At 64.3% G+C, this 24,184-nt stretch carries 23 protein-coding genes and 1 tRNA gene; 13 read left to right on the top strand and 11 right to left on the bottom strand.

What is annotated here, in order from left to right:
* Positions 1-64: 64 nt before the first annotated feature.
* Together QHG62_RS13265 and QHG62_RS13260 are read left to right on the top strand one after the other, a co-directional pair.
* Positions 65-733 (top strand): RNA pyrophosphohydrolase, encoded by a 669-nt coding sequence (locus QHG62_RS13265; protein ID WP_281151622.1) that lies wholly within the window; start codon positions 65-67, stop codon positions 731-733.
* Positions 681-1,274, top strand: a complete 594-nt coding sequence (locus QHG62_RS13260; RefSeq protein WP_281151290.1) for a CNP1-like family protein — start codon at positions 681-683, stop codon at positions 1,272-1,274. Before QHG62_RS13265 ends, QHG62_RS13260 begins: the two co-directional genes overlap by 53 nt.
* A gap of 34 nt (positions 1,275-1,308) precedes the next feature.
* Here the strand turns inward: QHG62_RS13260 and proB are convergent, their stop codons facing one another.
* From proB to rplU, 4 genes are all read right to left on the bottom strand, one after another.
* Positions 1,309-2,448 carry a glutamate 5-kinase gene (proB, locus tag QHG62_RS13255; protein ID WP_281151289.1) on the bottom strand — a complete coding sequence of 380 codons (1,140 nt, stop codon included), beginning with the start codon at positions 2,446-2,448 and terminating at the stop codon, positions 1,309-1,311.
* A 114-nt stretch (positions 2,449-2,562) separates the two neighbouring features.
* Positions 2,563-3,639 carry an Obg family GTPase CgtA gene (gene cgtA / locus QHG62_RS13250; RefSeq protein ID WP_281151288.1) on the bottom strand — a complete coding sequence of 359 codons (1,077 nt, stop codon included), beginning with the start codon at positions 3,637-3,639 and terminating at the stop codon, positions 2,563-2,565.
* Positions 3,640-3,709: 70 nt separating this feature from the next.
* Positions 3,710-3,970 carry a 50S ribosomal protein L27 gene (gene rpmA / locus QHG62_RS13245; RefSeq protein ID WP_028259150.1) on the bottom strand — a complete coding sequence of 87 codons (261 nt, stop codon included), beginning with the start codon at positions 3,968-3,970 and terminating at the stop codon, positions 3,710-3,712.
* 12 nt (positions 3,971-3,982) lie between these two features.
* Positions 3,983-4,294: a 50S ribosomal protein L21 gene (gene rplU, locus QHG62_RS13240; protein WP_028259151.1), complete on the bottom strand. Its 312-nt coding sequence runs from the start codon at positions 4,292-4,294 to the stop codon at positions 3,983-3,985.
* A gap of 191 nt (positions 4,295-4,485) precedes the next feature.
* Here rplU and QHG62_RS13235 point away from each other — a divergent pair, with 191 nt between their 5' ends.
* The 10 genes from QHG62_RS13235 to QHG62_RS13190 all read left to right on the top strand — a co-directional run bounded on the left by QHG62_RS13235 (position 4,486) and on the right by QHG62_RS13190 (position 13,941).
* Positions 4,486-5,478 (top strand): polyprenyl synthetase family protein, encoded by a 993-nt coding sequence (locus QHG62_RS13235; protein ID WP_281151620.1) that lies wholly within the window; start codon positions 4,486-4,488, stop codon positions 5,476-5,478.
* A gap of 49 nt (positions 5,479-5,527) precedes the next feature.
* Positions 5,528-5,604, top strand: a tRNA-Pro gene (locus tag QHG62_RS13230).
* A gap of 115 nt (positions 5,605-5,719) precedes the next feature.
* The gene (gene pilB, locus QHG62_RS13225; protein ID WP_281151286.1) at positions 5,720-7,459 is read left to right on the top strand and encodes a type IV-A pilus assembly ATPase PilB; all 1,740 of its coding nucleotides are present in this window, start codon (positions 5,720-5,722) and stop codon (positions 7,457-7,459) included.
* Positions 7,460-7,488: 29 nt separating this feature from the next.
* A complete protein-coding gene (locus tag QHG62_RS13220) occupies positions 7,489-8,718 on the top strand; it encodes a type II secretion system F family protein (protein WP_281151285.1) in 1,230 nt (409 codons plus the stop codon).
* Positions 8,718-9,683: a prepilin peptidase gene (locus QHG62_RS13215; protein ID WP_281151284.1), complete on the top strand. Its 966-nt coding sequence runs from the start codon at positions 8,718-8,720 to the stop codon at positions 9,681-9,683. Before QHG62_RS13220 ends, QHG62_RS13215 begins: the two co-directional genes overlap by 1 nt.
* Positions 9,684-9,693: 10 nt before the next feature.
* Positions 9,694-10,299: a dephospho-CoA kinase gene (gene coaE / locus QHG62_RS13210; protein WP_281151618.1), complete on the top strand. Its 606-nt coding sequence runs from the start codon at positions 9,694-9,696 to the stop codon at positions 10,297-10,299.
* A gap of 75 nt (positions 10,300-10,374) precedes the next feature.
* Positions 10,375-11,868, top strand: a complete 1,494-nt coding sequence (locus tag QHG62_RS13205) for an MBOAT family O-acyltransferase (protein ID WP_432445610.1) — start codon at positions 10,375-10,377, stop codon at positions 11,866-11,868.
* Between the two features lies 1 nt (position 11,869).
* Positions 11,870-12,910 carry a hypothetical protein gene (locus QHG62_RS13200; protein WP_281151282.1) on the top strand — a complete coding sequence of 347 codons (1,041 nt, stop codon included), beginning with the start codon at positions 11,870-11,872 and terminating at the stop codon, positions 12,908-12,910.
* 27 nt (positions 12,911-12,937) lie between these two features.
* Complete coding sequence (gene zapD, locus QHG62_RS13195) at positions 12,938-13,693, top strand: cell division protein ZapD (protein WP_281151281.1); 756 nt, start codon at positions 12,938-12,940, stop codon at positions 13,691-13,693.
* 26 nt (positions 13,694-13,719) lie between these two features.
* Positions 13,720-13,941 (top strand): DNA gyrase inhibitor YacG, encoded by a 222-nt coding sequence (locus QHG62_RS13190; protein WP_281151280.1) that lies wholly within the window; start codon positions 13,720-13,722, stop codon positions 13,939-13,941.
* Positions 13,942-13,972: 31 nt separating this feature from the next.
* Here the strand turns inward: QHG62_RS13190 and QHG62_RS13185 are convergent, their stop codons facing one another.
* From QHG62_RS13185 to secA, 5 genes are read right to left on the bottom strand one after another with little or no spacing between them, the layout of a single operon-like run.
* A complete protein-coding gene (locus tag QHG62_RS13185; RefSeq protein WP_281151279.1) occupies positions 13,973-15,940 on the bottom strand; it encodes an acyltransferase family protein in 1,968 nt (655 codons plus the stop codon).
* A 49-nt stretch (positions 15,941-15,989) separates the two neighbouring features.
* Entirely contained in the window at positions 15,990-16,439 is a 450-nt protein-coding gene (gene mutT / locus QHG62_RS13180) for an 8-oxo-dGTP diphosphatase MutT (RefSeq protein WP_281151278.1), read from the bottom strand.
* On the bottom strand, positions 16,436-17,311 hold the full coding sequence (locus tag QHG62_RS13175) for an ATP-binding protein (protein ID WP_281151277.1): 876 nt from the start codon (positions 17,309-17,311) through the stop codon (positions 16,436-16,438). The genes mutT and QHG62_RS13175 overlap by 4 nt, the downstream gene beginning before the upstream one ends.
* Positions 17,308-18,537 carry a bifunctional glutamate N-acetyltransferase/amino-acid acetyltransferase ArgJ gene (gene argJ / locus QHG62_RS13170; protein WP_281151276.1) on the bottom strand — a complete coding sequence of 410 codons (1,230 nt, stop codon included), beginning with the start codon at positions 18,535-18,537 and terminating at the stop codon, positions 17,308-17,310. Before argJ ends, QHG62_RS13175 begins: the two co-directional genes overlap by 4 nt.
* A 27-nt stretch (positions 18,538-18,564) precedes the next feature.
* Positions 18,565-21,357, bottom strand: coding sequence for a preprotein translocase subunit SecA (gene secA, locus QHG62_RS13165; protein WP_281151275.1), 2,793 nt, complete (start codon positions 21,355-21,357; stop codon positions 18,565-18,567).
* Between the two features lie 191 nt (positions 21,358-21,548).
* Here secA and QHG62_RS13160 point away from each other — a divergent pair, with 191 nt between their 5' ends.
* Entirely contained in the window at positions 21,549-21,857 is a 309-nt protein-coding gene (locus QHG62_RS13160; RefSeq protein WP_281151274.1) for a hypothetical protein, read from the top strand.
* 51 nt (positions 21,858-21,908) lie between these two features.
* Here QHG62_RS13160 and QHG62_RS13155 read toward each other — a convergent pair whose 3' ends face one another.
* Both QHG62_RS13155 and QHG62_RS13150 read right to left on the bottom strand, forming a co-directional pair.
* Positions 21,909-22,892, bottom strand: a complete 984-nt coding sequence (locus QHG62_RS13155) for a Bug family tripartite tricarboxylate transporter substrate binding protein (RefSeq protein WP_281151273.1) — start codon at positions 22,890-22,892, stop codon at positions 21,909-21,911.
* A gap of 30 nt (positions 22,893-22,922) precedes the next feature.
* The gene (locus QHG62_RS13150) at positions 22,923-24,134 is read right to left on the bottom strand and encodes a threonine synthase (protein ID WP_281151272.1); all 1,212 of its coding nucleotides are present in this window, start codon (positions 24,132-24,134) and stop codon (positions 22,923-22,925) included.
* Positions 24,135-24,184: the final 50 nt, after the last annotated feature.

The raw sequence follows: 24,184 nt of genomic DNA, 5'->3' as shown, positions 1-24,184 counted from the left end.
TGGCCGCTTGCCGAGCGCAACCCGGCATGCATAATCGACTCAGTTCAAAAATTGGGGTTTGATTATGCTCGACCGGGACGGCTTCAGGCCCAACGTCGGCATCATCCTGCTCAACCAGAGAAACCAGGTTTTCTGGGGCAAACGCATACGCACGCATTCCTGGCAGTTTCCGCAAGGCGGCATAGACCGCGGGGAAAGTCCCGAACAAGCCATGTTCCGGGAACTGCACGAGGAAGTCGGGCTCCATCCGGAGCACGTGCGCATCGTGGCCCGTACCCGTGACTGGTTGCGCTACGAGGTGCCGGATCGGTTCATTCGCCGTGACGCACGGGGCCACTACAAGGGCCAGAAGCAAATCTGGTATTTGCTGCAATTGATCGGTCACGACTGGGACTTGAACCTGCGCGCGACCGACCACCCCGAGTTCGACGCCTGGCGATGGCACGATTACTGGGTGCCGCTCGATGTGGTCGTCGAATTCAAACGCGGCGTCTACGAGATGGCACTGACCGAGCTCGCTCGCTACCTGCCGCGGCAGGATTTCCGCAACCGTTTTCTGCGCAGCAATGTGCGCGCCCGAGAGTTCGAGCGCCACACGCCAGACGGCGGCGCGCCCGCGGGCCTGGACCTGCCGCCAGGCGGCAGTTTCGATCCGCATCCCGACATTCCTTCAGTGAGCGATGAACCTTCTTCTCCCAACAACAAAGCGCCTTTCCTTCCGTCGCAACGCTGAACGCGCCCTGCTTCTCCTGTGCGTGGCCGTGCTTGCGGGGTGCGCATCAGGGGCTCACGACACCGACAACCCCGACTGGGCGCAGGCGGGCATGCCGCCGCCGCCCAAGCGAACCGAGTCGGACACCGAGTGGGCCGAAACCGCAGTACCTCCGCCGCCGGCTTTCAGCGAAAGCCGTCTGCTGCCGATCGAGATGCCACCCTACATGACGCTGAAATTCGGCGTCGACCCGAGCACCATTGCAATCACGCCGGACGGCATCGTGCGCTACGTGGTGGTGGCACAGAACCGCGACGGCGGGGGCACCAACGCGTTCTATGAAGGCGTACGCTGCTCGACCGGGGAGTTGAAGAGCTATGCCCGCTACAACAACGGCACCTGGCAGGAAACCAAGACGCCGGAGTGGAAGCGCATAGACAACCTGAACTCGCGCTACGCCCGGGCGCTGTCGACCCAGGCGCTGTGCCGCGGCAATGCGCCGCGCAATTCGGTCGGGGACATGGTCCGGAACCTGCGAAATCCGATTCGCGAAGTCCAGTAAACCGGTAACGGGGCCTTGGGCCCCGTTTTTTTGATCAGCTGGGCATCAGCACCATGTTGTCGCGGTGCACCATTTCCGGCTCTGCCACGTAGCCCAGCAAGCGCTCGAATTCAGACGAGGGCTTGCGGCACAGCAGGCGCGCCTCGACGCTCGAATAGTTGGCCAAGCCGCGGGCCAGCTCCAGGCCTTCGGTATCGCGAACCGCAATCACGTCGCCGCGCGAAAACTCGCCCGAGACACTCGTCATGCCAATGGGCAGCAGGCTCTTGCCTTCGGCGCGCACCTTGGCCGCCGCACCGGCATCGACGGTCACGGCGCCGCGCAACTGCAGGTGATCGGCCATCCAGCGCTTGCGGGCCTGGTGCTTGGCGGTCTGGGCAACCAGCAGGGTACCGATGGGTTCACCACGCGCAAGGCGCAACAGGGCGTCGGGTTCGCGGCCCCAGGCAATCACGGTGGAGGCGCCAGAGCCGGCGGCGCGCTTGGCCGCCAGGATCTTGGTGATCATGCCGCCGCGGCCGAGGCTGGAGCCTGCGCCGCCCGCCATGGCTTCGAGCGCCGGATCGCCCGCCGCCGCCTCGTGCACGAAGCTGGCGTCCGGGTCCTTGCGTGGATCGGCAGTGAAGAGCCCTTTTTGATCGGTCAGGATGACCAGCGCATCGGCCTCGACCAGGTTGGCCACCAGTGCGCCGAGCGTGTCGTTGTCGCCGAACTTGATCTCGTCGACGACGACGGTGTCGTTCTCGTTGATGACCGGCACCACGCCGAGCCTGAGCAGCGTGACAAGGGTCGAACGGGCATTGAGATAGCGCTCGCGGTCGGCCAGGTCGGCATGGGTCAGCAGCACCTGCGCACTGCCCATTTCGTTCTCGCGCAGCTTGGTCTCGTACATCTGGGCCAAGCCCATCTGCCCGACGGCCGCTGCCGCCTGGAGTTCGTGGACTTCGTGCGGCCGGGTGCGCCAGCCGAGGCGCTTCATGCCTTCGGCAATGGCTCCGCTGGACACCATGACGACTTCGCGCCCATCACGCACGAGTTCAGCAAGCTGGCGGCACCATTCGCCGATGGCCGCCTCATCGAGTCCCCGCCCCTCATTGGTTACGAGGCTCGAGCCCACCTTGACGACGATTCGGCGGGCGTCCCGCAGGGCAGTGGATCCGGAATTCGAGGTCATTTGAGGCTGTCGCTGTCAGTCGTCGTGAATGGTGCGTGTTCTGCTTTTTCTGGAGCGCCTGCCGGGTCGTCTCGACGCGAGCATCAGGGATGCCCTGCCCAGGCCGCGCGGCGCTCAGTTTGGATCTGGCGGCAGTTCGGCAAAGCGCGGATCGACTTCGGCCGGCACTTGCTCAGCCACCTGCTCCGCCTTGATGTGCTGGTACACCGCCTGCACCAGATGCTCGCAGCCCTCGCGCGTGAGCGCCGAGATCTCGAACACCGGGCCCTTGAAGCGCATGCGCTTCACGAAGTCCTTGATGCGCGCGGCACGCTCGTCGCCGGGCACCATGTCGAGCTTGTTGAGCACGAGCCAGCGCGGCTTCTCGTAGAGCGCCGTGTCGTACTTCTTCAGCTCGCCGACGATGGCCTTGGCCTGTGCCACGGGATCGACGGACTCGTCGAACGGCGCAAGATCGATCACGTGCAGCAGCAATCGGGTGCGCTGCAGGTGACGCAGGAACAGGTGGCCCAGGCCGGCACCTTCCGAAGCACCTTCGATCAGGCCGGGAAGGTCCGCCACCACGAAGCTCTGCTCCGGGCCGACGCGAACCACGCCCAGATTCGGATGCAGCGTGGTGAACGGGTAGTCCGCAATGCGCGGACGCGCATTCGAGATGGCGCTGATCAGCGTCGACTTGCCCGCGTTGGGCATGCCGAGCAGGCCGACGTCGGCAAGCACCTTGAGTTCGAGCTTGAGGCTTTTCTTCTCGCCGGGCCAGCCGGGCGTTTTCTGCCGGGGCGCGCGGTTGATGGCGCTCTTGAAGCGCATGTTGCCGAAGCCGCCGTCGCCACCCTTGGCAATGGTGATGACCTCGCCCTCTTTCAGCAGCTCATACAGCACTTCGCCGGTTTCGGCATCGCTGATGATGGTGCCGACGGGCATCTTCAGGATGATGTCGTCGCCGGCCGCGCCGAACATGTCGGAGCCCATGCCGTGCTCACCGCGCCTGGCCTCGTGGCGGCGCGAGTAGCGGAAGTCGACCAGGGTGTTGAGGTTGGAATCGGCCACCGCGTAGACGTGGCCGCCGCGGCCGCCGTCGCCGCCATTGGGGCCGCCGAATTCCTTGTATTTTTCATGACGGAACGACACGCAGCCGTTGCCGCCATCGCCTGCGGCGATGTCGATGAAGGCTTCGTCGACGAACTTCATGGGGTATCCAGTGTACAAATGAAGAAGCCCCGGCAAAGCGGGGCTTCGAGCTGATCGAAGTGACCTGGGCTTATGCCGCGGGGGTCACGTTGACCATGTGCTTGTTCAGTGCGCCCTTGACGCCGAACGACACGTGGCCGTCGACCAGTGCGAACAGCGTGTGGTCCTTGCCCACGCCGACGTTCACGCCGGGGTGGAACTGGGTGCCGCGCTGGCGCACGATGATCGAGCCTGCGCTGATCAGTTCGCCGCCGAAAGCCTTCACACCGAGCATCTTGGGCTTGGAATCGCGCCCGTTTCGCGTTGAGCCGCCGCCTTTTTTCTGTGCCATGGAATCTTCTCCTTAGCCGGCGATCGCGCCGATTTGCAGTTCGGTGAACTGCTGGCGATGGCCTTGACGTTTCTGATAGTGCTTGCGACGGCGCATCTTGAAGATGCGAACCTTGTCGTGCTTGCCGTGCGACAGTACCGTGACTGTCACCGTTGCGCCGGACACCAGGGGCGTACCAACCTTGATTTCGCTGCCGTTGCCGACTGCGAGAACCTGATCGATCACGATTTCCTGGCCTACATCCGCAGCAATCTGTTCTACTTTAATTTTTTCGCCGGAAGCAACGCGATACTGCTTGCCGCCGGTTTTTATGACCGCGTACATGTGAACCTCTTGGGAATATGAGCTCTACGGCGAATTCCGCAGAGCCCTAGATTCTAGCACGGTTTGCACGCGCTAACATGGTTTGGGCCCGGGCCGGCCCCGGACGACCTCCGGCTCGTCCCTATAATCTGCGCCTTCCGGCCTTGTGCCGCCGCTACCTTCCGTACTCAGACGCGCCGCGCGCAAACGCCTTGCCAGTTCACGCCGCCGATACCTCCCCCACCGCCACCGTGCTGGATTTGATCGCCGGCGACATGGTCGAAGTCGACCGTGTGATCGCGCGGCGCCTCGATACGGGCGTGCCTCTGGTCAGCCAGGTTTCCAAATACATCATCTCCGCGGGCGGCAAACGCCTGCGGCCGGCACTGCTGCTGCTCATGTCGGGGGCGCTGGGATACACCGGCGAGCAGCGCTTCAACCTCGCGGCCGTGGTGGAGTTCATCCACACGGCCACCCTGCTGCACGATGATGTCGTCGACGAATCGACCCTGCGGCGCGGGCGCCCCACGGCCAACGAATCGTTCGGAAATCCGGCCAGCGTGCTGGTCGGCGACTTCCTGTACTCGCGCGCCTTCCAGATGATGTTGGATGCAAACAACATGCGCATCATGCAAATTCTGGCCGAGGCAACCAACGTGATCGCCGAAGGCGAAGTGCTTCAGTTGATGAACATGCACGACGCATCGTTGGATGAAGCGGCCTACCTGCGCGTGATCCGCTCCAAGACCGCCAAGCTTTTCGAAGCCAGCACGCGGCTTGCCGCCGTTCTGGCCGGTGCAACACCTGAAGTCGAGGAGGCCTGCGCCACCTACGGCCAGGCGCTGGGCACGGCATTCCAGGTGATCGACGACGTGCTCGACTACGCGGGCGATGCCCACGAAACAGGCAAGAATGTGGGCGACGACCTCCGTGAAGGCAAGACCACGCTGCCGCTGATCTTTGCCATGCAGCGCGGCAACGCTGCCCAGGGCGAACTGGTACGTGCAGCAATCCAGGCAGGCGATACCGCCCAGCTGGGAAAGATCGTCGAAATCGTCCACAGCACCGGGGCGCTCGAAGCATCGCGCGCCGCGGCCGCCGACGAAGCGAAACGCGCGATTCACGCATTGCGCGACTTTCCGTCCAATTTGCACGCCGACGGTTTGCTACAATTGGCGGCTCAGTTGCTTGAGCGACGTGCCTGAACACCTCACAAGAGTTGGCAAGGACGACTTCTCTTTTTTTGCAACCAATCGGGGTGTAGCTTAGCCTGGTAGAGCGCTACGTTCGGGACGTAGAGGCCGGAGGTTCGAATCCTCTCACCCCGACCAGTCTTTTAGGCTGGCACCAATAATGCCCGTGCCTGTTGCTGTGTAGCGATTTACAGGACGCGGGTGTTCAGCGATGATCGTGAAGCATTTTTTCACATCTTTTGCAATTCGCTGAATGGCTGCCGCCGAACTTCCTGTTAAAGAAAACACGCAAATCGCCCTGCCAGGCCTTGCGCGCGCCCTCGTCTCGGCCGGCAAGCTGCCCGCGAAAACTGCGGAAGACATCTATCAGAAGTCGCTGAGCAGCCGCACCAGCTTCATTGCGGAGCTGACCGGCAGCGGCGCCGTCTCGGCGGCGGACCTGGCCCATACGCTTTCTTCGGCCTTTGGCGCCCCGCTGCTCGATCTGGACGCAATCGATCACCAGCGCCTGCCCAAGGACCTGCTCGACCCCAAGCTGTGCCTTGCGTACCGCATCGTCGTGCTCAGCAAGCGCAACAACCGTCTTATTGTTGCAACAGCCGACCCCTCGGACCAGCAGGCGGTGGAAAAGATCAAGTTCGCATCCCAGATGGGCGTGGACTGGGTCATTGCCGAGTACGACAAGCTGTCGCGCATGATCGAGGCGGCCGCGGTCAGCGCGTCGGAAACCCTCAACAATATCGTCGGCGGCGGGGATTTCGAGTTCGACGACGTCACGGCGGACACCTCGGGCGATACGAACGAACAGGCGGCCATCGCCGAAGTCGAGGATGCCCCGGTCGTTCGCTTCCTTCACAAGATGCTGCTTGACGGCGTCAGCATGCGCGCATCGGACATTCACTTCGAGCCGTACGAGCACAACTATCGGGTGCGCTTTCGCATCGACGGCGAACTGCGCGAAATTGCCAGCCCGCCCACGCTCATCAAGGACAAGCTGGCCTCGCGCATCAAGGTTATCTCCCGGCTCGACATCTCCGAAAAGCGCATTCCGCAAGACGGGCGGATGAAGCTCAAGATCGGCCCGGACCGCGTGATCGACTTTCGCGTGAGCACCCTGCCCACGCTGTTCGGCGAGAAGATCGTGATCCGTATTCTGGATCCGAGCAGCGCGCGCCTGGGCATCGATGCGCTCGGTTACGACGCGGATGAAAAGGAACGGCTGCTGAACGCGATCGGCCGCCCCTACGGCATGGTGCTGGTAACGGGCCCCACTGGTTCGGGCAAGACGGTTTCGCTCTATACCTGCCTGAACTTGCTGAACCAGCCCGGCGTCAACATTGCCACGGCGGAAGACCCGTCCGAAATCAACCTGCCCGGGGTGAACCAGGTCAACGTCAACGAACGTGCCGGACTCACGTTCGCCGCCGCGCTGCGTGCCTTCCTCCGGCAGGATCCCGACATCATCATGGTCGGCGAAATCCGCGACCTCGAAACCGCAGACATCTCCATCAAGGCCGCGCAAACGGGCCACCTGGTGCTGTCGACGCTACACACCAACGATGCGCCGACCACGCTCACGCGCATGCGGAACATGGGCATCGCGCCGTTCAACATCGCCTCGAGCGTCATCCTGATCACTGCGCAGCGGCTGGCCCGCCGCCTGTGCCACGTCTGCCGTGCGCCGGCAGATGTGCCCCGCCAGACCCTGCTCGATGCAGGCTTCAAGGAAGAAGAGCTCGACGGCTCCTGGAAGCCCTATCGACCGGTCGGCTGCTCCGCGTGCAATAGCGGCTACAAGGGCCGCGTCGGCATCTACCAGGTGATGCCGATCTCCGAAGCGATCCAGGCCATCATCCTGCGCGACGGCAGCGCGTTGGACATTGCGCGCCAGTCCGAGGCCGAGGGCGTCCGCTCGCTGCGGCAGTCGGGCCTCAGAAAAGTCATGCAAGGCCTCACCTCACTCGAGGAAGTGGTGGCGGTCACCAACGAATAACGAACACACCGCAAGAAATCGGAGATCGAATGGCAACAGTGGCATCCAAGCGCACTTCAAACACACTCAAGGAATTTGTCTACGAGTGGGAAGGCAAGGACCGCAATGGCAAGCTGGTGCGTGGCGAACTCCGCGCCGCCGGCGAGAACCAGGTGCAGGCCGCACTGCGGCGCCAGGGGGTTCTTGCATCCAAGATCAAGAAGCGCCGCATGCGCTCGGGCAAGTCCATCAAGCCCAAGGACATCGCGATTTTCACGCGCCAATTGGCAACGATGATGAAAGCTGGCGTCCCGCTGCTGCAGTCGTTCGACATCGTCGGCCGTGGCAACGCGAACCCGAGCGTTGCCAAGTTGCTGAACGACATTCGAAGCGACGTGGAGACCGGAACCTCGCTTTCGGCGGCGTTTCGCAAGTTTCCGAAGTACTTCGATAACCTCTATTGCAACCTGGTGGAGGCTGGTGAAGCGGCCGGTATCCTCGAAGACCTGTTGGACCGCCTCGCCACCTACATGGAGAAGACGGAAGCGATCAAGTCGAAGATCAAGTCGGCACTCATGTATCCCACATCGGTGGTGGTCGTGGCGTTTATCGTGGTGGCAATCATCATGATCTTTGTGATTCCGGCTTTCAAGGAGGTGTTCACCTCCTTCGGTGCCGACCTGCCCGCTCCCACGCTCTTCGTGATGGCCATCAGTGAGTTCTTCGTCTCGTACTGGTGGCTGATCTTCGGTGGAATTGGCGGCGGCATCTACTTCTTCCTGCAGGCGTGGAAGCGCAACGAAAAAGTTCAGCGGGTGATGGACCGCGCACTTTTGCGCGTGCCGATCTTCGGTACTCTCATCGAAAAATCGTGCGTGGCCCGCTGGACCCGCACCCTGGCCACCATGTTTGCCGCCGGCGTTCCGCTCGTCGAAGCGCTCGACTCAGTGGGCGGCGCCTCGGGCAACACCGTTTACGGCGACGCGACGGCCAAGATCCAGCAAGAGGTCTCGACCGGTACCAGCCTCACCACGGCCATGACCAACGTCAACCTGTTTCCCTCGATGGTGATCCAGATGACGGCCATCGGTGAAGAGTCCGGCTCCATCGACCACATGCTCGGCAAGGCCGCCGACTTCTACGAGTCCGAAGTGGACGACATGGTGGCCGGCCTCTCGAGCCTGATGGAACCCATCATCATCGTGTTCCTGGGCACCATCATCGGCGGCATCGTGGTGTCGATGTACCTGCCGATCTTCAAGCTGGGCCAAGTGGTTTGATGCTGGTATCGCGGGAGTTCGACGCCGCTTTCGCGGGTGTGTTGGGCCTCTTGGTCGGCAGCTTTCTCAATGTGGTGATCTACCGCACGCCGGTGATGATGTACCGCGGTTGGCTTGCGGACGCCGTGGCCAATCTCATGTCGTCCAAGGATGCGCCCTCGCTTTGGGCCTTGGTTTTCGGGCCAAAGTCGGCGCCTCCCGCAGGGCTCGAAGCCGCCGCGGACAAGGCAGCCGTGGCCATCGAGAACCTGCCGCCATTCGACCTGGCCCGGCCAGCTTCGCGCTGCGGGGCTTGCGGGCACAAGATCCGCTGGTACCAGAACATTCCGGTGCTGAGCTATCTGGTGCTGCGGGGCCGTTGCGCAGCCTGCAAGACATCCATCAGCCCGCGCTACCCGATGGTCGAACTGATCACGGGCGCGCTTTTCGCCTTGTGCGCCTACCGTTTCGGCCTGACCCCCACGGGCGCGCTCTGGGCGGCGTTCGCGGCGCTCCTGGTGTGCCAGTTCCTGATCGATTTCGATACGCAGTTCCTGCCGGACTCGCTCAATTACCCGCTGCTCTGGCTGGGGCTCATCGGCGCGGCCATGGGCTGGACTGGCGTTGCATTGAATGCGGCGGTCTGGGGCGCGGTGTTCGGCTACCTGAGCCTCTGGCTTGTGTACCATGGCTATCGACTGGCCACGGGCAAGGAAGGCATGGGATATGGCGACTTCAAATTGCTGGCTGCGCTGGGCGCCTGGCTCGGGGCCGACTACCTCATTGCCATCGTGCTGGTTTCATCGTTGGTGGGCGCCGTGATCGGCCTGGCACTGCGGGTCGTCGGCAAGCTGGCCCACAAGGACATTCCAATTGCGTTCGGCCCTTTCCTCGCCGGTGCGGGCCTGGTTTGCCTCGTCGCCGGTCCTGAACTCGTGCGGCAATGGATTCCCTTCGCATTCCCGCTCGACTCACTGATCCGTTGAAAAGCGCGTGATGCGGCGCATCGGCTTGACGGGCGGAATTGGAAGCGGCAAGAGCACGGTCGCCGCGCTGCTGGTGGCCGAAGGCGCCGTGCTGGTCGACACCGACGCCATTGCACGCCGCATTGCGCAAGCCGGCGGCATTGCAATGCCGGCCATCGAAGCCGCGTTTGGCCGCACCGTGATTGCGCCGGACGGCGGGCTGGATCGCGCCGGCATGCGGCAACTTGTGTTCGCCGACAACAGCGCCAAAAAGCGCCTGGAATCCATCCTGCACCCGCTGATCGGCGCCGAAACCGAGCGCCTGGCCCTTGCCGCAGGACAGGACGCGGCGGTGGTCTTCGATGTGCCGCTCCTGGTCGAATCGGGCCGCTGGCGTGCCAACGTCGACCGGGTGCTGGTGGTCGACGCGACCGAAGAAACCCAATTGCGCCGTGTCATCGCGCGCTCGGGCTGGACCGCCGAAGCCGTGAGTGCGGTGATCGCCCAGCAGGCTCCGCGCGCCTTGCGCAGGGCGGCCGCGGATGCGGTCATTTTCAACGAGTCGCTCTCGCTGGAGGAACTCGGCCGAGAGGTGCGGAGTCTCTGGAAGCTGTGGGCTCTGCCCGCCACGCGATAATTCGAGACTTGCCGCAGCAGCGGCTGCACAACGATCAAGACAGAGAAGGCGCTCACAGGGGTGCCATTCCCCGCGATGCTTTTCAATTCGTACCCCTTTATTTTTGTCTTTTTCCCGCTGGTCTTGATCGGTTTCTTCCTGATCGGCAAGCGCAACGCCCGGGCAGCCGCCGGATTCCTTGCCCTGGCGTCGCTGTTCTTCTACGGCTGGTGGAGCGTCAAGGCCCTTCCGCTGCTGCTGGCGTCGATCTGCATCAACTATTGGTTCGGCCTGCGCCTGACACCGGCCCCGGGACGGGACGAGCGCAAGCGAAAGTCCCTGCTGATCATCGCGCTGGTGGTCAACCTTGGCGTGCTGGCAATTTTCAAGTACGCCAATTTCTTCGTTTCGAATGTGAACGACGGCTTGGCCGCGGCCGGCCTCTCGCAGATTCCGCTGCTGCATATCGTGCTGCCGATCGGCATCTCGTTCTACACCTTTACCCAGATCGCCTTCCTGGTCGACTGCTGGCAGGGCAAAGTGCATGAGCGCAGCTTCATCCACTATGTGCTGTTCGTCACCTATTTTCCGCACCTGATCGCCGGCCCGGTGCTGCACCACGCGCAAATGATGCCGCAGTTCGGCAATCCGGCCACCTACCGGATCAACGCCAGCAACATCGCGCTCGGCCTGGGCATCTTTACCTTCGGGCTGGCCAAGAAGATGCTGATCGCCGACCCGCTCGGGCAGTATGCGGACATGATGTTCAAGGGCGTGCACGAGGGCGTGCTGCCCTCCCTGTACACCGCGTGGCTCGGCGTGCTTGCCTATACGCTGCAGATCTATTTCGACTTCTCGGGCTATTCGGACATGGCCGTCGGCCTGTCCCTGTGCATGGGCGTGCAGTTGCCGCTCAACTTCCGCTCGCCCTACAAGTCGACCAACATCATCGAGTTCTGGCGCCGCTGGCACATCTCGCTGTCGAACTTCCTGCGCGACTATCTCTACGTGCCGCTCGGCGGCAACCGCAAGGGGCCGGCCAGGCGCTACCTGAACCTGTTTCTCACCATGCTGCTGGGTGGCTTGTGGCACGGCGCCGCATGGACCTTCGTGATCTGGGGCGCGCTGCACGGCCTCTTCCTCATGGTCAACCACCTCTGGAACGCCACGGTGCGGCGCGGCAAGACAAGCTCGTCCCGCCTTGGCCGACTGCTCGGGTGGTTCGTGACCTTCCTGTGCGTGATGGTGGCGTGGGTGGTTTTCCGCGCCGACAGCATGACGGCGGCCATCGAGATCTACAAAGGCATGCTGGGCATGCATGGTGTGATTCCGAGCGCTTTCGGCGAGTTCAAGGTGCCGTTCCGCAAGCCCGAGTTCTTCCAGACGATGCTGGTCGGCCTCGTCATCTGCCTGGCGTTGCCACCGACCATCACGCTCGACCGCTGGATCCCGTCCGTCGCCGCACTGGCCGGACGCCCTGCGCTCAACCGCATTGCGACGGTGCTGACGGCAGTGGGATGCGTTTTACTTTTTGGCCTGTGCGTGTCGAAATTCGGCAACTACAGTCCCTTCCTCTATTTCCAGTTCTGACATGGAAGACACGAAACCAGCCCGCATGTGGCTCGCCATCTTCGTTGCGGGCTTTCTTGTCTGCGCCGCGCTGCTGGTCACCAGCCTGCTGACGCCCATCCCTTATGGCGACCTGACACGCATCGGGCGAATATCCGAGCGCGATTTCGGATGGCACCATCCGCCCCCGCCTATTCCTGACGCCAACATCAAGGCCTCGTCGATCCAGGAAGCCGACGTGCTCGTGATCGGCGACAGCTTCTCGGTTCGCTACGCATGGCAGTCGCCGCTGGTGGGCGCCGGCTACCGCGTTGCCACCACGCACTGGGACAAGACCGGTCCGATGTGCAGCGACTTCTCGGAATGGGTGCGCAAATCCGGCTTCAAGGGCAAGGTCGTCATCATCGAGAGCATCGAGCGCCTGCTTCAGGGACGCATCGTAGATTCGAAAGAATGCGCGGCCATGAAGCACGCCTTCGTGCCTTCGCCTCCCCCATTCGAAAATCCATCCAAGCCGGCGCCTACCGAGTTCCGCCTGAACTGGGACGCGGAGCTGCTGAGGGGCTGGCTGACCTATCGCAACACCCGGGCCATCGAGCGTTCCGAGAGCTGGACCAACACGCCCGACCGCTGGGGCCCGCTCATCGATGCACGCACCGTGCCCGACGGCTGCAAGCAATTCAGCCACGTGGCTTGCAACAAATTGCTCATGACGGCCGAAGACCGCCTGATGGACCCGCTTACCGCCGACTCCGCCACCTTCATGGCGAGGTTCACGGAAAAAATGGCGCCTTCCCTTCGCATCATCTGGATGGTCGTGCCCAACAAGAGCACGGTGTACCTCGACCAGAACCATGCCGCCGCGTTTCGCAGCACGTTCAACGACCTGAAAATCGGCCCGGATCTTTTTACACTGTCCGAGCAGAACCGCTTCAAAATCACAGACTTGTATCCGGCCAACGAAACGCACGTTTCCACTGCCGGGTATCTGCTCTTCGGTCAGCGTATGCTGGAGGCTGTGCGTGAAGTGCAGCCGAATCCGGCGGCCGCTAAATCGCCATGAACTCGTCCCTCACATGAACCCGAACGCGTGATCCTCTACGAGTACCCTTTCAACGAGCGCATCCGGACCTACCTGAGGCTGGAGCACCTGTTCCGCCGCCTTGGCGAACTGGTGCCCGCGGAATCCGCGCTTTCCCATCATTTCGCCCTGGTCACGATTTTCGAGATCATGGACGTTGCCGCGCGCGCCGACCTCAAGGCCGACGTCATGCGCGATCTTGAAAAGCACAAGAACGTCTTCAACGGCTACCGCGGCAACCCGGCGATCGCCGAGGCGGCGCTGGACCAGGTCGTCACCCAGCTCGAACGGAATTTTGGCGCGCTCAACAGCGTATCCGGCAAGGCCGGCCAGGCGCTGACCGAGAACGAATGGCTCATGAGCATTCGCAGCCGAGCCGGCATTCCGGGCGGCACCTGCGAGTTCGACCTCCCCGCTTACTACGCTTGGCAACACCGCAGCGCACAAAGCCGGCGCAAGGACCTCGAGCGCTGGTCGAGCACGCTCGCGCCGCTGGCCGAATCCATTTACCTGCTGCTCAAGCTGCTGCGCGAAGCCGATGTGCCCTACAAGGTCATTGCCACTCATGGGCAGTTTCAGCAAAACCTGCCGCAGGGCCGCAGCTTCCAGCTGCTGCGCCTGCGGATCGACCCGGCGCTCGGGCTGGTGCCTGAAATCAGCGGCAACCGGCTCATGGTTTCGGTGCGCATGATGCGCCACGAGGCCGACGACCGCCTGCACCAGAGCACGGAAGACGCAGCCTTCGAACTCACGCTCTGCGCCTGAGCGCAGCAGCGCATCAACGACACGCCATGAGCAACGGCAGGACCCACAACGACATCGGCGAGCGGATCGTCCGCTGCCCCGCCTGCGGCGGTGACAGCATCTATGCCGCCAGCAACCCCTATCGGCCCTTCTGCAGCGCGCGCTGCAAGGGTATCGACCTCGGCGCATGGGCCAACGAGGAATTCAGGATGCCCGCCGAAGAGCCGCCGGACGAAGAGACCTTCGGCGACCCCAAGCTGAAGCAGTAAAAGGCGCCGCGGCCACCGCAGCGGCTTCGCGCTACTTCTTCGGCGCCGCGCCGCCTTCGTCCAGCAGCGCGCGGTCCATGTAGGTTGCAAACGAGCGGGTGTACTTGGGCCGCAAGTGGCCCGCGTCCTTGTAGGCGGGAGCACCGTCGGACATGGTGCGCAGGCACTGGCCGTCCGCGGTACACAGGTTCGCAACGGCGTCGATCACTTCCACGCCGCTTGCAAGACCGATCTGCCGCAGGCGATCGTTCAACTCGCGCTGGTCCTGCGGTATCGGCAGCGTCGGGGTTGTGGTCGAGACCTTCATGGAGGTCAATCGGCTGCCTTCGAGCAGGCGCTTCGGCTCGAAATCGGGTGCTACCGGAATGTCGAGCAGCAGAAAAACCTTCTTGCCCTTGCCTGACAGTTCTCGCAGCAGCTGGCCGAGAGAGTCGAACGCCAGGGCCATGCCGTCGCCGCCGCGGAACTGGTGGGCCGCGCCACTCGCATCGCGGAAGTAATAGCCTGGTGCGCCGCCCGCGATGAAGTAGCAGTTCCAGCAGCCGCCGATCACTACCGTGTCGATCTCTGGGCCGCGGGCGAAATCCAGCACGGCCGTGCGCCGCTCGGCGCACCCTATGTTCGCATCCGCGTAAACACCGGGAATCGGCGGGCAAGACCCCTGCGTTGCAAAGTAGATGGTGTTTGCCTTGTCGGGCACGGTGCGCGCGAGCTCCTCTGCGCGCGGACCATATTGCTGCACGTGGCTGTCGCCGACCAGCAGGCTCTTGCGCGGCCCATTGCCGACCCGATAGAGCAGATGCCGCCCTAGTTCGTAGTTCTTGAAATCGTCGTAGTAGCCCACGTCGGCCGCGGCCTCGGAAATCTGCTGCAGGCGAATGTCGTGGTGGCGCGGCTGCAGCACGCCAGAGAAAACCACCAGCCCCACGACAACCAAAGCCACCCCCGAGCCCGCCAGCAAGCGCAGCAGACCCGGGCCGGTGCGCGTGCGCGTGTAGCGCTCGACGAACCTGTAGGTCAGCCAGGCCAGCACAACGCTGGCAATGACGGCCCCCGCGCGCACAGGCAGCGACGGCAACCCGTCGCTGAGGATGCGCGCATAAGCAAGCAGCGGCCAATGCCAGAGATAGAGCGGATAGCTGATGAGCCCGATCCACACCATCACCCGGTTCGACAGCAGGTACTTGTTCAGGAAGCCCGTGGGCCCGGCCGCAATGCAGCTCACCGCACCCAGCGTGGGCAGCAGCGCCCACCAGCCGGGAAAAGCCTTGTCGCCGCGGATCATCACCAGCCCCAGTCCGAGCAGGCCCACGCCGACGAAGGACTGCACATGGCTGCGCAAACGGCTCGGCGCCGCCGGCTTCAGCCGCATGCACGCCAGGATGCCGCCCACCATCAGCTCCCAGAAGCGCGAAGCCGGCGAATAGAAAGCCGCCGTGCGAAACGGATGGATCGTGAGCACATTGACCAGGAACGACACCACCGCAATCGCCAGGATCACGCGGATCATCGGCCAGCGGCGGCGCCAGGCCACACCCAGCAGCACCGGCCAGAAAATGTAGAACTGCTCCTCGATACCCAACGACCACAGATGCAGCAGCGGCTTGGTTTCGGCGGCCGAATCGAAATAACCCGCGTCGGCCCAGAACACGAAATTGGCAAAGAAGGCCGCACCGCCCGTCACCTGCTTGCCCAGTTGCGCAAACTCGTCGGACAGCAGCATGTACCAGCCGAAGCACAAGGTAGCCAAGAGCACCAGGATGAGCGCCGGGAAAATGCGCCTGATGCGCCGTGCGTAGAAGTCGCGGTAGCTGAAATCGCCCGCCACCTGGCTCTGCAGGAGAATGGTCGAGATCAGGAAGCCCGAGATCACGAAGAAGATGTCCACACCGATGAAACCGCCGGGCAGCACGCCGGGAAAGGCGTGATAGATCACCACGGAGGCCACGGCAATGGCACGCAGGCCGTCTATGTCCGGTCGGTACTTGGGATGCAGCATCTAGTCGGGTCGTTGAACGCGTGTGGCGGTTCTGATTATTTTTGGGAGCCTACGCCGCCGACCCGGCAGCATGAGGAAGACCGCGCTCCTGGGCCAGCCATTCGAGCACCGGCATGGCGCCGGGCAGCACGGGCGTCACATCCAGCGGCAGCTGCTGCCAACGCATTTCCTGCCCTTCGCACATTTCGAACTCGCCGCTCCACGCCGTGACCTTGCACCAATGCAGCCGCACCAGCGCGTGCGGATAGTCGTGCTCAGTGACCTTCCAGACCTCTGCCCCCGCGATGGTGATGCCGAGCTCTTCCTGCAGTTCTCGCCGCAGCGCTTGCTCGACCGTTTCGCCGGCCTCGATCTTGCCGCCCGGAAACTCCCAGAAGCCGGCGTATGCCTTGCCTGCCGGACGGGTCGACAGCAGCAGCGCGTCGTCGGCCGAACGGATCAGCACGCCGACAGCCACCTCGGTGTGCTTGCGGCCCTGTGGTTGCGGCTGTGCGCTCATGCGCCGGCCCGCCCGGCGTAGTCGCGCGCAAACTGGTAGGCGACGCGACCGCTGCGTGAACCGCGCTCGAGTGCCCACACCAGCGCCTCGGGCCGCGCCGCCTCGATCGCCGCCTGACCAACGCCAAAGGACGAGAGCCACTGCGCAACGATGGCCAGGTATTCGTTCTGGCTGAACGGATAGAAGCTGACCCACAGGCCGAAGCGCTCCGACAGCGAGATCTTCTCTTCGATCACCTCGCCGGGGTGCACTTCGCCGTCCTCGGTGTGGGTGTACGAAAGGTTGTCCTTCATGTATTCGGGCAACAGGTGGCGCCGGTTGCTGGTCGCATAGATCAGCACGTTGGGCGTGGCCGCCGCAATCGAGCCATCGAGAATCGACTTCAGCGCCTTGTAGCCCGGCTCGCCTTCGTCAAAGCTCAGGTCGTCGCTGAACACGATGAATTTCTCGGGCCGCTGCGACACCACCTCGACGATGTCCGGCAGGTCGGTCAGTTCGGCCTTGTCGACTTCGATCAGGCGCAGCCCCTGCGGTGCATAGGCCTGCAGGCAGGCGCGAATGAGCGACGACTTGCCCGTGCCGCGCGCGCCGGTCAGCAGCACGTTGTTGGCCGGCTTGCCTTCGACGAACTGGCGCGTGTTGCGCTCGATCTTTTCCTTCTGGATGTCGATTTCCTTGAGCGAATCGAGCGCCATTGCGGCCACATGCTTCACCGGCTCGAGCACGCCATGGCCCGAGCTGCGGCGCCGATAGCGCCAAGCGATCGACGCGTTCCAGTCGGCAGGTGCAGCCAGCGGCTGCGGCAAGATCGATTCGATGCGGCCGATCAGCTGCTCGGCGCGCTCGATCAGCTTCTGGAACTGCTCATTCATGACCTGTAGTCGGCGTTGATGGTCACGTAGTCGTGGCTCAGGTCGCAGGTCCACACCGTTTCGCTCGCGTTGCCGCGGCCCAGGCCGATGCGCACCGTGATCTCGCTCTGCTTCATCACGCGTTGGCCGTCTTCCTCGCGGTACGACGGATTGCGCCCGCCCTTCACCGCGACGTGCACGTCGTCCAGGAACAGGTCGATGCCGGTCTGGTCGAGATCGGCAATGCCGGCGTAGCCCACGGCCGCCAGGATGCGGCCCAGGTTCGGGTCGCTCGCAAAGAAAGCCGTCTTGACCAGCGGCGAATGCGCCACGGCATAGGCCACTTGCTTGCATTCTTCCGGATTGCGGCCGCCATCGACCTGGATGGTGATGAACTTGGTGGCACCTTCGCCGTCGCGCACGATGGCCTGCGCCAGCTTGCGTGCCACGTCCTGCATGGCGGCCACAAGTGCCTGGCCCTCTGCCGATTCGAGCGAGGTGATGGTTGCGTGCGCGGCCTTCTGCGTGGCGATGACCACGAAGGAGTCGTTGGTCGAGGTGTCGCCGTCGATGGTCACGCGGTTGAACGAGGCATCGGCCAAGCGCTTGGCCAGCGGCTGGATCAACGACGGATCGATCTTCGCGTCGGTGGCCATGAAGCCCAGCATGGTGGCCATGTTCGGGCGGATCATGCCGGCGCCCTTGCTGATGCCGGTGATGGTGACCGTGGCGCCGCCGACCTGAATCTGCTGGCTGAAGGCCTTCGGAATCGTGTCGGTAGTCATGATGCCTTCGGCAGCACGCGCCCAGTGGTTCTCCGAGGCGTCGGCCAGCGCGGCGGGCAGGCCGGCTTCGATGCGGTCCACCGGCAGCGGCTCCATGATCACGCCGGTCGAGAACGGCAGGATCTGCTCGGGTGCGATTTCGAGGTGGCGCGCCAGTGCGATGCAGGTGGAGCGCGTGCGCATCAAGCCGTCTTCGCCGGTGCCGGCATTCGCGTTGCCGGTGTTGATGACCATCGCGCGAATGCCGTAGTTGGCCGCCAGATGGTCTCGGCAGACCTGCACCGGCGCCGCGCAGAAGCGGTTCTGGGTAAACACGCCTCCAACCGCCGAGCCTTCGTCGATCAGCACGACGGTCAGGTCCTTGCGGTTGGCCTTGCGCACACCCGCTTCGGCCACGCCGATGCGGACGCCGGGCACCGCGAACAAGGCGGCAGGATCAGGAGCGGACAGGTTCACGGGCATGGAGGTTTCTCTTCCGGAGGTTCTGGGTCAGCTGAGCTTGCCGTGGCACTGCTTGTACTTCTTGCCACTGCCGCAAGGGCACGGGTCGTTGCGGCCGACGCGCGCAAAGGCAGCCGCCTCGGCGCTGAGCGTGCCAAGGCCCAAGCCGGCAGCCGCGATGCGGCGCTGGTTTTCTTCGTCGAGCCGAACCTCGACTTCGCCGGTTTCGGTCGGCGCGCTGTAGGTGATGTTCGAGACGTTTTCGCCGCGGCTCTCGAGCGCATCCGCCGCCTGCTCGAGTTGCTCGCCCGACTGCACGCGCACCGTCATGAGCTGGCGGGTGACTTCGTTCTTGACCGAATCGAGCAGCTGGCCGAAGAGCTCGAAGGCTTCGCGCTTGTACTCTTGCTTGGGCTGCTTTTGCGCATAGCCGCGCAGGTGGATGCCCTGGCGCAGGTAGTCGAGCGAAGCCAGGTGCTCGCGCCAGTGCGTGTCGATGCTCTGCAGCAGCACCATGCGCTCGAACTGGGTGAAGTTCTCCTGGCCGATCAGCGCCACCTTGGCGTCGAAGGTGTCGTTGGCGGCCTTCACCACCTTTTCGACGATGTCTTCGTCGCTCACGGCCTCGGCGGCCTCGACTTCGCTCTTCAGGGGCATGTCGATGCCCCATTCGCTGAAGAGCGTCTTCTCCAGGCCCGCCAGGTCCCACTGCTCCTCGACCGATTCGGCCGGCACGTACTGGCGCACCAGGTCGACAAAGCAGCCCTCGCGCAGCGCCGCGATCTGCGCCGTCAGGTCGGCCGCGTCGAGAATGTCGTTGCGCTGCTGGTAGATCACCTTGCGCTGGTCGTTCGACACGTCGTCGTATTCGAGCAGCTGCTTGCGGATGTCGAAGTTGCGCGCCTCGACCTTGCGCTGCGCGCTTTCGATGCTGCGCGTGACAATGCCCGCTTCGATGGCTTCGCCGTCGGGCATCTTCAGGCGATCCATGATCGCCTTCACGCGGTCGCCCGCAAAGATGCGCATCAGCGGATCGTCCAGGCTCAGGTAGAAGCGCGAAGAACCCGGGTCGCCCTGGCGGCCCGAACGGCCGCGCAGCTGGTTGTCGATGCGGCGCGACTCATGGCGCTCGGTCGCGATGATGCGCAAGCCGCCCAGCGACTTGACGAATTCATGGTCCTTGGTCCACTCGGCGCGGATGCGTGCCACTTCGGCCTGCTTGGCAGCTTCGTCGAGCGACTCGTCCTGCTCGACCGCCTCGATCATCTTCTCGATGTTGCCGCCCAGCACGATGTCGGTACCGCGGCCCGCCATGTTGGTCGCGATGGTGATCATCTTCGTGCGGCCGGCCTGCGCCACGATGTCCGCTTCGCGCGCATGCTGCTTGGCGTTGAGCACCTGGTGCGGGAGCCCCGCCTTGGTGAGCAGGCCGTCGATGATTTCGGAGTTCTCGATCGACGAGGTGCCCACCAGCACCGGCTGGCCGCGCTCGTAGCACTCGCGGATGTCCTGAATGGCCGCTTCGTACTTTTCGCGCGTGGTCTTGTAGACGCGGTCGAGCTGGTCTTCGCGCTTGCTGATGCGGTTCGGCGGAATGATGACCGTCTCGAGACCGTAGATTTCCTGGAACTCGTAGGCCTCGGTGTCGGCCGTGCCGGTCATGCCGGCCAGCTTGTTGTACAGGCGGAAGTAGTTCTGGAAGGTGATCGAGGCGAGCGTCTGGTTCTCGGCCTGGATCTGCACGCCTTCCTTGGCTTCGACGGCCTGGTGCAAGCCGTCGCTCCAGCGGCGGCCCGTCATCAGGCGGCCAGTGAATTCGTCGACGATGACCACTTCGCCCTGCTGCACCACGTAATGCTGGTCGCGGTGGTACAGGTGCCGTGCGCGCAGCGCGGCGTTCAGGTGGTGCATCAGCGTGATGTTCGCCGGGTCGTAGAGCGAGGCGCCTTCGGGCAGCAGCTTGAATTCGCTCAGCAGCTGCTCGGCCTTCTCGTGGCCGTCTTCGGTCAGGAACACCTGGTGGGTCTTCTCGTCGACCGTGAAGTCGCCCGGCACCGTGACGCCCTCGCCCGTGCGCGGATCGGCTTCGCCTTCCTGCTTGGTCAGCAGGGGCACCACCTTGTTGATGGCCAGGTAGAGCTCGGTGTGGTCTTCGGCCTGGCCGCTGATGATCAGCGGCGTGCGGGCCTCGTCGATCAGGATGGAGTCCACCTCGTCGACGATGGCGTAGTTCAGCGTGCGCTGAACCCGGTCGCCCGGCTCGTACACCATGTTGTCGCGCAGGTAGTCGAAGCCGTATTCGTTGTTGGTGCCGTACGTGATGTCGCTCGCGTAGGCCTGCTGCTTTTCCTCGCGCGGCATCTGCGGCAGGTTGATGCCCACCGTAAGACCCAGGAAGTTGTACAGGCGGCCCATCCACTGGGCGTCGCGGTTGGCGAGGTAGTCGTTCACCGTGACCACGTGCACGCCGTTGCCCGACAGGGCATTCAGGTACACCGGCAGCGTGGCTGTCAGGGTCTTGCCTTCGCCGGTGCGCATTTCGGCGATCTTGCCGTTGTGAAGCGCCATGCCGCCGAGCAGCTGCACGTCGAAATGGCGCATCTTCATGACGCGCTTGGAGCCTTCGCGCACCGTGGCAAAAGCTTCGGGCAGCAGGGCATCGAGGGTTTCGCCCTTGGCGATGCGGTCCTTGAATTCCTGGGTCTTGGCGCGCAGCCCGTCGTCGGTGAGCTTCTCGAATTCGGGTTCCAGCGCATTGATGCGCTCCACCGTCTTGCGATACTGCTTGAGGAGCCGGTCGTTGCGACTGCCGAAAATCTGGGTCAGGAAGTTGGTTGCCATTGGCGTGGAGATGGGCGTGCACCTGACACAACAGGCACTGCGACCGGATTCCCTAAGATATGGTGAAAGCAGTTGGGCGCGCCTTCTTCGAATGCAAGCCTCGAAAGCAAGCGGCTCAGACCGGATCTGCCGGCGCAAGCGTCGGCAAACCGGGCATTTTAGCTGCCCTTGTTCCACCCTCCGGATTACCCATGAATCGCCGCTCCGTCCCGCCCGTCACGCTGCACCAGGCCGCCGAAGGTTCGCCGACCCTGGCGAGCCTGATTGCGCGCGCGCGCGACTCCGGCGACCGGCTCCGGGCCGTGGAGGGATTGATCCCGCCGGCCATGCGCCCGGCCGTGCAGGCTGGCCCGGCCGAAGGGGACGTGTGGTGCCTGCTGGTCAACGGCAGCGCCGCGGCCGCCAAGTTGCGCCAGCTGGCGCCCATGCTGGTCACCCGGCTGCGAAACCGGGGCTGGGACGTGAACACGATCCGGATCAAGGTCCAATCCGGGCGCTGAAAGAAAAAGGCGGCCGACCGGGCCCACGGCCCCCGGCCATCTCTATCCCGTCTATTGCGGCTGAAGCCCGATGTCGTGCGCCACCTTCTGCCAGCGCTCGGCCTCCGCACGCATGAAAGCACGCAGCTCGCCCGTGGTGGAACCCTTCAGTTGCACGCCGAGCGACGTCATGCGCTCCCTCACCGATGGATGGTCCAGCGCAGCGATGGCTTCGCGCCGCAGCCGCTCGATCACTTCCAGTGGCGTGGTGGCGGGCGCCACCAGTGCCCACCACTGGTCGATCTCCATCCCCTTGAGTCCGCTTTCCGCCAGCGCGGGCACCTCCTTGAGCCCCGGAAGGCTCACCCGTTGCGCGCTCGTCACCAAAAGCGGGCGGATCCGGTTGGCACCCATCAGGCTGGAGCCGCTGGCCAGCGTCGCGAAGTGCCCGCCCACCGTGCCCGCCGCCACATCGGTAAGGGCTGGCGCCGATCCGCGGTACGGAACCATGTTGAACTTGATCTTGGTGCGGCTCGCCAGCAGCTCGGCCGCCAAATGGCTCACCGTGCCGGCTCCGCTGTGCGCAATGGCCGGCGGCATCGGCCGGGCAGCAGCCGTCTTGACGAAGGTCTTGAAGTCGCGGCTGTCGTCGTCCATGCCCACAAAGAAGACGAGCGGGGAGGTGCCGATCATCGTCACCGGCGTGAAGTCGCGCAGCAGGTCGTAGGGCAACCGTGCAGTCACAGCGGGCGCGATGGCGTGCGGCAGCTCGACAATGGCCAGCGTGTAGCCGTCGGGCGTTGCCTTGGCGGCCGCCTCGGTGCCGATCTGGCCGGCCGCCCCGGGCCGGTTGTCGACGATCACCGTGCTGCCGAGCGTCTGGCTCATGCGCTGCGCCATGGCGCGCGCGATGGCGTCGGTGCTCCCGCCCGCCGCCCACGGCACGATCAGTTTGATGGGCTTGTCGGGATAGGCCGCCCAGGCGCGCTGCGCCGTGGCGCCGAAGAGAGCGGCCGAACCGGCAGCCAGGAAGGCGCGGCGTTGAATTGCTTGCATGGTTTCGATTCCTTTGGGTAACTAGGGAGCTCAGGCGGTCTCGTCCGGCCAGCTCGGGTCGCGCGAGGCGTTGGCGGTCAGCATCAGCACCACGTGGGCGTCGCCTGCAATGGCGCCGCGTTCGCGCAACTGGCGCACGGCGTCCAGTCCGCCCGCGGCGCAGAGCTCGGCACTCACGCCGGCCGCCGTGAGCTTCTGCCGCGCGGCGCGGGCCTGGTCGTCGCTGACCACCACCGCGCCTCCCCCAGAGGCAGTGGCGGCCTGCCACTGCAAGAAGGTCACGGTCGATCCCGCGGTCGAAAACTGCGCGGTGTGGCCGGGATACGCGCCGTTGAGTGCGCCGCCGGCCAGCACGCGCGAGAGGCGCGCAAAAGGCTCCACCAGCCAGAGCCGCGGCAGGCGCGCGATGCGCCCGGCAGCCAGCAGGTCGCGAAAGCCCGCGTAGATGCCCCAGGCGAGGTCGCCGCGCGCCGTCGGAATCACGATGTGATCGGGCAGGCCGCCATCGTTCAGGCACTCCAGGGCGATGGGCTTGTAGCCCTCGATCGCCAGCGGCGCGCTGCCCAATGCGGGCAGGCGGTAGTTCGTCAGCGCGAAATAGCCCGGATGTTGTGAGCGCTCACGCACGAATGCCCAGCGGCCGGCGTTGTCGGCGAAGGTGTAGCGCCGGGCACCGAGGGCGTCGAGCTGCCGTGCATAGGCGGCCGGCAGGCCTTCGTAGGTTGCCACTTCGCAGCCCAGGCCCGAAGCCCAGGCGTAGTGCGCCGCGGAAATCGCGGCATTGCCCGACGAGGCCAGCACCAGCGTGTGGGCACCGAAGTCCAGCGCCTGGGCCACGCCCACGGCCGTCATGCGGTCCTTGTGCGAGCCGGTGGGGTTGGACGATTCGTCCTTGAGCGCAAGGCACGCCACGCCGAACTCGCGCGCCAGCTCCGGCATCTCCAGCAGCGGCGTGCCGCCCTCGCCCAGCGTGAACCCTGGTACGTAGGGCATGGGCAGCGGGCTGCCGCTGTCGGGCAGGTAGCTGGCGCGCAAGCCGGCATGGACGCCCGTGGCACGGCAGGCGGGGCAGCCGTCGTTCGCCAGCGCAAGCGGATACGGCGCATCGCAGCGCAGGCACCGAAAGCCCTGCAAGTGGGGGTTTCTGACCGGTTGGGGCGGGCGGATGCGCGCAGGGCCCGCCAGATCGGCCAACGGATCTGGTGGCGGGGCGAACTTGAAGTGCATTACGGGCGCAGGCATGTTCACAGGTGGTATCGAGGTGGAAGTCGTGCCTAAATCTTAGGCATCTG

The organism is Variovorax paradoxus (assembly GCF_029919115.1).
Taxonomy (GTDB): domain Bacteria; phylum Pseudomonadota; class Gammaproteobacteria; order Burkholderiales; family Burkholderiaceae_C; genus Variovorax; species Variovorax paradoxus_O.
The sequence above is the reverse complement of the archived record's forward strand: the minus strand, read 5'-3'. Positions and strand labels throughout refer to the sequence as shown.